Source organism: Streptomyces sp. ISL-66 (genome assembly GCF_018614135.1).
Lineage (GTDB): Bacteria > Actinomycetota > Actinomycetes > Streptomycetales > Streptomycetaceae > Streptomyces.
This window is the reverse complement of record NZ_JAGGOW010000101.1, coordinates 1-8,818: the sequence shown is the minus strand read 5'-3', so window position 1 is coordinate 8,818 and position 8,818 is coordinate 1. Positions and strand designations below refer to the sequence as shown.

Genomic DNA, 8,818 nt, shown 5'->3' with positions numbered 1-8,818 from the left:
CGCCCGGGGCCCGTACCCGATCCGGGGCGGGGCGGCCGTCCGCCCGCCGGGGGCCGGGGTGGCGGAGGCGGGGCGGCTGGCCGTGGGCGCTGCTGCGGCTGGTGGCGTCGCTCGACCGCGTCCCCGATGCGGCGGGAAGTCTTCTCACCCGCCTCGAACCGAGCGCCGGCCTCCACACGCACCTGCTCACGAAACGCCCGCCGCTCAGCGGTCAGGCCCCCACCCTGCGCGTACCGCATACAACCGGCATACCGCAGGGATCACTACCTGTCACCACCCGGCAACAAGGCGAAAACCTCAGGTAACCACCCCCTCAGCGACAGCATCCGTCATGTCCGACGGATATGCCCGCTGCCGGTCCGGCTGGTCGGCGGCGTTTCCGTACACATGGGCGAGGCAATCGCACGACACGTCGAACGAGTTGAACGATGCGGGCGCGAGCGCGTACAACTGCGGCAACAGGGTCTCCCCGGTGTTCCTCGGTTTGATTCGCATCTCCGAGCTACCGAGAGGCCCTGCCTTCATGCCCGCACCACGGGAAGATCACCCGATTAGGAACTCTGTTCGACCCGCACGTTCCAAGATCGGTTGAGATACGGCTTCTCATGACGAGATCCAGTGCGCTGCAGACCACGGCGAGGCGGTTCCGCTCCGCCCGGTCTGCGCGCCGGACCTCTTGCCGCAGTGGCGCAGTCCGCGCCGATAGGGCGTGCGCGGGCGAAGCCCTTCTCGGTTCTCTGCCGAACGCTGTGCTTGTGATGCGGGGCGCCGGCCGACCGCGGCTTGGTCTCGAAGGCTGACGTTGTGTATTTGCGGGTCTCGATGTCGATGCAGCCGAAGGAGCTGGGAGAGGTACCAGCGCAGACGGTGCGGGCGGCGGACCCCCTCGAGGCCGGGAACCCGTCCGCTCTCTCAACCCATCGACAAGTGATCTCGGTGGTTCGATCAGGTCCTGAAGGCTGACGCCACGCGGGCCGCTCCAAATCGGCCCCCCTTCAACGGGGCGGGGCGTTGTCACCAGGTGACTATCCGAGCCAGACAATGGCCAGGACGGAGAGGTTGAGCAGCGCACGGTTCGCGAAGTAGACGACGGACAGCCGGCCGGCGGACGCGAAACGGACGTCTTCGCCCTCAATGTCACCGGCGTCCCACTGGCCGAACCTCCACGGGTCCGCCGCGGCGGCGTCCAGCAGATCCCACACAGTCTCCTCCACGTGCTCGGACAGTCCGGCGAGCACCTTCCCGGCGGGCGGCGACAGCCGGACAGCGTACGGCTGACCGCTCATCGGCGCCTGCTCCGGAGCTCTTGCAGGTCCATGAACCCGGTCTCGTTACGGCCGGAGGCGAGGAACGCGTCGACGCCGGGGCGGAGGCCATGCGGGCACGCCAGACCTGGACGACCTGGCGCAGCGCGGTGAGGGAGAACGTCCTGCGCGACTCCTCCAGCGCTGTCGCCCACTCCCGCTCGAAGGGCGACACCCACCGGTCCGCACAGCGGTCGGCGCGCAGCTGCGCAAGCAGTTCGTCTTCGGAGAACGTCTCCGGACCGGGCTACGACTCCTCGCAGGCCCACGTCGCGGGACGGATGGCCAGCGCCCGAGGCCACCGTGCCACCATCCTGAACTACGACGACCGCCTCTACACAGCTCGCCAGTAGCCTCAACCACCCCGACCACAGCGTCGATTGACAGCCTCCTTCCGTCATGGCCGACCGTCCTCAGTGGGTCCGGATCGGCCAGGAATCTCGGGATTTCCAAGGGATCGGCACCATGGACATTCGTGGAGGTCGCTCGCAGCGCTCGCTGGATGGGGCAGGGACACGGAGAAACCCGCCCTGTATTCGTCCTGAAGTGCCTGTATCGAGCTCATTTTCGCGCGGGGCGGGGTAGTTCCGCCGGCTGTGCCTGCTTCGGCCAGGCAGCGTGTCACCAGCATCAGCGCCGCCCGCACCGTACCCGCCACCCGCGTTGCCGCCGACCACAGGCCGCGAGCGGCTGGGTCACCACCGGGGGTCATCCTCACGCGACCCTTCTCGCGGACTGTGTCCAGATGATCGGGAAGACCCAGGACCTTCTGTCGGGCGTGCCATTCCTCCTCCGCCGCACGCTTCGGAGGGATAGACCTTTCCGACGGGGGCGTCCCAAGGAGGGGTGACGGTCCCTCGTCAATTGTCGAGGAGGACTCTCACAACAATAGGTCGATGATAATTCTTTCAGTCTAGACACGTCTCGCCGTTTCCCTCAACGTCCACTAGAGAGGTGTATCGAGCAGGAAAGGAGCAGGCAATCACCGTTTAGCGCGACCCACCCAGCGGCCAGAAACCGGAAGTGATACAGATTGCCGGGGTTTATGGGCACCCTCACCCATGTGCGGTTTGCCGGGGTTTTTCACCCGCCCGGCAATGTGCGAATTGCCGGGGTTTTTCAGGGATATCAGCCGCCCTCTCGAGACTGGGTACGCTCGATCAGGAGGGCTGGCTGGGCGGCCTGCCCGCCTGCGGAATGGGATGATGGTCCGGCCTGGCTCGTCGGGTTCTTCGGGCTACAGTTCGCGAGGGCGATAACAGCGGGGCGAGGGCACTCGATGCACTGTCGCCGAGGCCGGTTCGGCGGCCTCACCGCAACTCAGAGCCTTCGTCACCACGGGGCGGCGGCATCACGCCTCTCCGCGGAACCCAAGACGTGACGAAGTTTCGAGCCAACGCGATCATCCGCCGTCAGAGCTGCAGCCGTTCGGCGAGTGCGGTCAAACGCCAGCGAGGGGGTGTTTCGTCGCATAGGTCTCGTGTGACGGGTGGCCGACACGGCTCATGAATGACCCGGAGCGGCTCCCCACCCGGGCAAGCGGAGACGCCGACAGGCTTCTCCCCTGGCTGTACCGGCGCCGCGGCTTGCTGACGAGCCAGCCGGATGGCATCGACATGCAGGGACAGGACCTGCTTGAAGCGTTGCCGGCGCCTCAGTTCAACGATGTCCACGTGCCACAGCCGGCCAGTCCCTGAGGACGTCAACGCGGTGAAACCTGTGGTCAGTACGGTGGAGATCAGCACGATCCACAGGAGGATGCCTCCCACAACTGGTCCTTTCGAAGGCTGAAGTTCAAGGGGCGCCCGGACCGGAGCCCCGACGATCCCTCGGCATAACGCAGAGGCATATGCAGGGTTGCGCCCTGTCCTCCGATTGCAGCCATGCGCAGCAATCCGGCAGCCTCGGCATCTCGATCTATTTACCGATGATCAGTCGGCTGCTGTGGGCGGCCAGACGAGGACCGCACCCGACCTGACGGGGACCCAAGCCCGGGATCAGCGCGCTTACGGGGGGGCGACGCGGCCGTCCGATGCCAGGGAAGCGAAGTCGACGGAGCCGCCGATGGGGGCTCAACGCTGAGAGGAAAACATGGATGGCGGCCTGTGGTGAGAGCCGGCGACATGCGCAGACGCATCCCGCCGCGGCCGGGGAGCCTGCGCCGGGCGGGGGCTCGGTACCCAGCAGGGCCGTCGCATTGAAGTATGCGCGCTGCCATCAGCCGCCCCGGCGGGCGGACGGGGTGCACGGGTGACGGGGCCGTCGCGCTGGGGCCGGCATCGGGCCACAGCCGGCGCCTTGAGTCACGGGGTGGCGGCGCGAAAGGACGTGGCTGTGCGATGCTTCCGACCTGTTTGTAGAATCGACAAGACAGGGTCAGCACTTATTCATCGACCAGCATCACCCGGATGGCGCATATCCGGACCAACATCGACAGCGTTTATGGAATATGACAACAGCAAAGTTCCCCGTCTTCTTCGGCAGGACGACAAAGGAAGACGGACAGGGAGGCCGCTTTCACTCCGGGGCGATCCGGATCGGGAAGTGGATTTTCATTCCAGGCTCAGCCGACTGCGGCGAGACCCGTCAGGCGACGCTGGAACACGAGAGTCTGGAAATCGGTCTAACGTACTCGTCCTCGATCTTTGAGGACTTCCTCCACGCGATGAGCGTGATCCAGGTCGAGTTCGGCAGGCGGATGGAGAACACGGCAGCGTTCGCAACGGCTGTCGGCGAGTGCTCGGGTGGCAGCCCTCGTGTATGAGCCGTACGGGTACCCGGACATCCACGGTCTGCATCCCCAGCCGGAGACCTCCGCGTTGTGGGACCGGCCCGAACACGTACAGCACCCCTCTACCGGGCAATCGCTCGGCGGGCCCGGCGAGGCGCAGTCGTGGGATCCGGTGGAGGAACTCGCCATCCTTCTCCAGGAGAGCGCTGCACCCGGGCAGCCGGATCCCTTCACCCAAGAAGGCTTCGACGGCACCGGTGCCACGGCCAGCACCATCGGCCTCGTCGCAGAGCTGAAGCACACCCCTGTCGGGCGTCCGCCCACAGCCTCCAACGGGCACCGCCGAAACCCGTCGAAATCGCCAGTAGTGACCCTGCTGCAAACGGGCAGTGTGGTCACCGCCGTGCTGGTCGGTGCCATCGCCGCCGTGGTGAGCATCCTCAGTGGGCTGGCCATCTGCGACGCCCTGCGCCACAGCGCCGCGCCCCACACGGCCCGCGCAGTGGTCAGCTGGTGGCCCCTGCTGATCTACGGCCCCTGGATGGTCGCCTCCCTGTCGATCCTCAGATCGGCCCTGCACCAGCGCCGCGCCCTTCATTCCTGGTCCATCGTTTTGTTGTTCTCCACCCTGGCCACGCTTCTGTGCGTAGCCCAGGCACCCAAAACGATCACCGCCGGGGCGGCGTCTGCTCTTCCTGCCATCGCGGCGCTGGCCTGCTTCCAACAGCTGGTCCGCCAGATCACACTCACGCGCCCGCCTCGCCAAGCCGCTCCGCGACACCGAAACCCGACGCCCTCTGTGTCCGTTCCGCTCAGGCAGACGGCCGCAGCCAGACACAGCCCGGCCAGTGTCCCTCCCGGCTACCCTGCTGCAGACAACAGGACAGTCCGCTCTCCGTCCCCCAGTCACAGATTCGGGTACGGCGCATGACCGTCGTACGCGTGCGGCAGTGCCACTTGCGCAGGTCAGCGCTACGTCCCCTTGGCCCGGGCAATGGGTTCCGATTGCCGGTGGAGAGCCGGGGCGTCGGAACGACGATCGATGTCGCACCGATGGTGCGGGGCTACCTCCGGTTTCTTCAATTGTCTGCTCGGCAAGAGCCGGTGAGCTCCGGCAGGAGGAGTGGGCGCGAGTTCGTACCGTCGGGGGAGTCGGGCTGGCCGACAGTCTTGCCGTCGGCGAGAGCGATCCGCCGTCCACGCGCGGGAGTGAGAATCCTGCGCGAGCGTCCCACCGGACACGGCACTGTCGGACGACGGCGTATGAGGGTCGGGCATCCGACGGGCGGCGACCGCGAAGAGCAAAGGCGGTAGCGGCCGCTAACTCCCTGGTCAACCCGGTCCTTCCCACGCGTCAAAGGGGTGCTCCCCTGCACCTTTGAAACGAAGATCGAAACCGATAGTCACGGGCCGTGCGCAGACTCAGTCCGATACCCACCCTTGCCCGAACGCGAGCCGAGTGTGGGCTGCCCCACGCGAGTGGGAGCGGCCCCCGCACCACCTCGCACACCAGGCGTCCGGTCACTGCGGCACCCCCGAGCGAGGTGCCGTAGGGAACGGTCATGCCCGGCAACGGGGGCCAACGCCGTCGGCATCTGCGGCGGGCGGGCTGCTCAGGTATTCAATGCTGCGGCGCCACGGATGCGTGCGCAAATGGCCAGCGCGCCGGGCAAAGGGTCGCACCCTGCTCAACCGAATACACAAACGCGCTCCGGCGCCTCACCCCACGCCGATCAGGAAAGGTCAGCAACATGTACGAATTGACCCATGTAGAGCGAATCCAGTACAAGCGGCGCCAGGACACCGCATACCAGGCTGGCGAAGACGCTGTCACCAACCTCCAGGCGGCGCTCGCGCTCGCAGACCTGACCCTTCCCTCCCTGAGCAACGACGGGCCAGTGGCCAGCCACGGCTTCGTCCGGCTCGGAGGATGCAACGCGGACTTCGCCAACCGGCTCGCCGAAATCATCGCCGCAGGTGCCGACGCTCTGCAGCATCAACGGTGAAGACGGGAGGTCGATCTCATGACAAAACGTCCTGGCCGGCGGTATCCAGGCGCAGCTGTCTGAACGGATCGGGTGGCCGAAGACGCCGCTGCGGTCGATGACGGTGGCGGCGCTGATCTCCGCGACCGGTTCGGGGCCGCCAGGATCGCGTCGCGGACGTCGCGGCGCGCCCACGCCGAGGCATCGCCCATTCGGCTCAACGGACTCGCGGGCCGCGCTGTGCGCCAGAACACCAGCGGGTGGGTTGCAGGCTCACTGGAGCCGGGTGGGTGGTTCAGGTGATTCGTCGGCGTCCGGGTCCGGCAGGCACAAGGGTGGGGCCGGGTCCGCAGCGAGGTGGAGCCGGCGCAGGGTGGATTCGGTTTCCCGCTCGAAGTGCTCCGCGGAGATCAGGCGCTGCCAGAGAGGATCGGGCATACCGGGCACCGTGGCACCGCGGGCTGTCCACTCCGCTGCGATCCGCGCATACAGGGGCGCGGATTGGTCAGCGACGTCTTGGGTGCCGCCGCGGCGGGCATGCCGACCGGATCCGGCAGCGTGCGGCTGGATCCGCGTGGGAATGAGGGAATCGGGCATGAGCCGGCCCTGCCCCGGGACACGAGGCAAGAACTTTCGCTGTTCAGCGGTCACTATCCTCAAACGATTCTTGCGCCCGCTCGACACCGCTGCCCCGAACGCTACGGTCCCCGGCTGCTGGAGATGCCGGCCGGGATGGGAAGCTGGCTGAACCCCGACTCTACGCACGCCAGTCCATCGACCACATCAGCGCAGCCACAGGGAATCGCACTCGAGGCCCTACGGAGACTCGAAAGCCACGACGGAATCTCCGCCCCCAGCAGGCCCTTCGTCTCTACGCCGAAGCAGTCGGCATCAACCCCGAACCACCGACCACGGAACTCAACCACGCAGCAGCCGACCGAACCGAAACCGCACACCCTTCAACGTGACCGCTGGACTCGGAAGGCCAGCAGCGATCTCTTACAAACGCCATGTGCTCTCGGTAGGAAGGCCTGCCGTGACGGCGCGTTGTTTCGCCATAGGCGCCTGCCTGCTGCGGTCGCGCTGGGGCCCGCTGCTTCACGCCCCTGCTCACCCCCTCCCCATGGGTGGCGAGCGGGCGGACAGTCGGCTTCCGGATCCGACCTTAGAGGAGAGCGGGAAGCATGTCGCCCTGCGGTGTCGTGAAGTGGTTCGACCCTGACCGGGGTATCGGTCTCATCAGCCAGGAGGACGCCGGACCTTACGTTCAGGCAGAAGCCTCGGCAATTCATGGAGAGGATCGCCGTCTGCGCCAGGGCGAGGAAGTCCTCTTCAACCTCACCCTGGACAGTGCGGGACTACGAGCCGACGACATCCGCCGTTCGGAGGGAGCCCGGCGCTACCGCGGTCCAAGCCAGCACACGGGAATATCAGCGTGCGTCTGAGTGGACGTTAAGTCCGTTTCTGGTAGCGGCCTCGTCCGGGTTGGGTGAGGAAGCCTTGGCGGGTGAGTCGTCCGAGGCGGCTGCGGGTGATGTTGACGGATGCTTCGTCGGTGGGCATGTTGAGGAGTTCGTGCAGGTCGCGGGCCCGGAACGCCTGGTCGGGGTGCTGGTTGAAGGCGCCGACGATGGTCTGGTAGGCGGTGCTCGACTCGGGCGGATCGGGTTCGGTGCCGGTAGGTGCGAGTTCGGTGATGACCTTGCGGGTGGTGGCGAGGTCCGCGAGGCGAGCTTCGGTCTCGGTGAGGGCGGCGGTGAAGTGCGCGATCTGATGGCGGAGTTCGTCTGCCCGGGCCGTGGCCTCGTTCTCCCGGAGGTGAAGGTCCACCAGGAGTTCGGTGATGTTCACGCGGCCAGCTCGATGGTGTCGCGCCAGGTCGGCGTGGGTGTGGTGAGGCGGCGGGCCATGTTGGCGGTGGAGGCCCAGTAGACGCGTGAGGCGGAGGTGTCGGGCCGGTGGTCGTACTCACGGGTCAGGCGCCGGTGGAGCATCAGCGTGCCGTTCGTCTGCTCGACCACCCACCGCTTGGGCTGCGGGACGAACCCTTTGCCCTGGTCAGCGGGGTTGCGGCGGACGACCTCGACGCCGATGTCCAGCAGTGCGCCGTGAACGATGACCGCTTCCTTGAAGCCCTGGTCGACCAGGGCTTTCTCCAGGCGCATTCCGCACCGCTCGGCGGCCTGGTCGAGCAGGGCGATGCCGGCGGCGTTGTCGTGCGCCGAGGCGGCCATGACGACGACGCCGATGATCAGCCCCAGCACGTCGACGGCCAGTCCCCGCTTGCGTCCCGAGACCTTCTTGTTCGCGTCCAGCCCGGTCGTGGTCCTGGGGACACCCGCCGCAGCGCGGACGGACTGGGTGTCGATGATCACGAGGGACGGGTCCTCTAATCGGCGGGCTTTCTCCCTGACCTGGCAGCGAAGGAGTTCCTGAATCCGCTGGTCGAGCCCGTCCTCGCGCCACAACCTGAAGTAGTAGAACACCGCCGACCAGGCCGGCAGGTCATGCGGCAGCATGCGCCACTGACAGCCCGTCCGGTTCTGGTAGAAGATCGCGTTCACGACCTCCCTCAGGTCACAGGACCCGGGATCCCCGGTCGCCGACCGCGCCACCCGGCCCTGTTTCCAGGCCGTGATCATCGGCTCTATCAACGCCCACTGCCCATCCGACAAATCGCTGAGATACGGCTCTCTCATCACGCCCCGCATCTCAACATGGACATGCCCATCGAGCAGCCCGGACCGCGATCAGTACCACGATCGAGCGATCACGAACGAAGAGAAGTCGGACTTAAC

Annotated in this window: 10 protein-coding genes; 5 read left to right on the top strand and 5 right to left on the bottom strand. The window is 66.8% G+C overall.

Annotated features, from left to right (window positions below; all coding sequences use genetic code 11):
• Positions 1-1,025 precede the first annotated feature (1,025 nt).
• On the bottom strand, positions 1,026-1,238 hold the full coding sequence (locus tag J7E97_RS19450) for a hypothetical protein (protein ID WP_374224190.1): 213 nt from the start codon (positions 1,236-1,238) through the stop codon (positions 1,026-1,028).
• The gene (locus J7E97_RS35975; RefSeq protein WP_308346584.1) at positions 1,138-1,479 is read right to left on the bottom strand and encodes a DUF6247 family protein; all 342 of its coding nucleotides are present in this window, start codon (positions 1,477-1,479) and stop codon (positions 1,138-1,140) included. The genes J7E97_RS19450 and J7E97_RS35975 overlap by 101 nt, the downstream gene beginning before the upstream one ends.
• On the opposite strand from J7E97_RS35975, the gene J7E97_RS36815 reads away from it, so the two are divergent.
• From J7E97_RS36815 to J7E97_RS19430, 4 genes are all read left to right on the top strand, one after another.
• On the top strand, positions 1,376-1,657 hold the full coding sequence (locus J7E97_RS36815) for a hypothetical protein (RefSeq protein ID WP_215028749.1): 282 nt from the start codon (positions 1,376-1,378) through the stop codon (positions 1,655-1,657). The two genes, J7E97_RS35975 and J7E97_RS36815, sit on opposite strands and share 104 nt — an antisense overlap.
• Before the next feature lie 2,096 nt (positions 1,658-3,753).
• On the top strand, positions 3,754-4,068 hold the full coding sequence (locus J7E97_RS19440) for a hypothetical protein (RefSeq protein ID WP_215028746.1): 315 nt from the start codon (positions 3,754-3,756) through the stop codon (positions 4,066-4,068).
• The gene (locus tag J7E97_RS19435) at positions 4,049-4,966 is read left to right on the top strand and encodes a hypothetical protein (protein WP_308346583.1); all 918 of its coding nucleotides are present in this window, start codon (positions 4,049-4,051) and stop codon (positions 4,964-4,966) included. Before J7E97_RS19440 ends, J7E97_RS19435 begins: the two co-directional genes overlap by 20 nt.
• 820 nt (positions 4,967-5,786) lie before the next feature.
• The gene (locus J7E97_RS19430; RefSeq protein ID WP_215028743.1) at positions 5,787-6,041 is read left to right on the top strand and encodes a hypothetical protein; all 255 of its coding nucleotides are present in this window, start codon (positions 5,787-5,789) and stop codon (positions 6,039-6,041) included.
• A gap of 252 nt (positions 6,042-6,293) precedes the next feature.
• On the opposite strand, the gene J7E97_RS19425 is transcribed toward J7E97_RS19430, so the two are convergent.
• Entirely contained in the window at positions 6,294-6,458 is a 165-nt protein-coding gene (locus tag J7E97_RS19425; protein WP_215028740.1) for a hypothetical protein, read from the bottom strand.
• 746 nt (positions 6,459-7,204) lie between these two features.
• On the opposite strand from J7E97_RS19425, the gene J7E97_RS37060 reads away from it, so the two are divergent.
• Entirely contained in the window at positions 7,205-7,465 is a 261-nt protein-coding gene (locus J7E97_RS37060; protein ID WP_374224189.1) for a cold-shock protein, read from the top strand.
• A gap of 7 nt (positions 7,466-7,472) precedes the next feature.
• Here J7E97_RS37060 and J7E97_RS19415 read toward each other — a convergent pair whose 3' ends face one another.
• Together J7E97_RS19415 and J7E97_RS19410 are read right to left on the bottom strand one after the other, a co-directional pair.
• Positions 7,473-7,871 (bottom strand): hypothetical protein, encoded by a 399-nt coding sequence (locus J7E97_RS19415; protein ID WP_215028735.1) that lies wholly within the window; start codon positions 7,869-7,871, stop codon positions 7,473-7,475.
• Positions 7,868-8,722, bottom strand: a complete 855-nt coding sequence (locus J7E97_RS19410) for an IS5 family transposase (protein ID WP_374224188.1) — start codon at positions 8,720-8,722, stop codon at positions 7,868-7,870. The genes J7E97_RS19415 and J7E97_RS19410 overlap by 4 nt, the downstream gene beginning before the upstream one ends.
• Between the last annotated feature and the right edge of the window lie 96 nt (positions 8,723-8,818).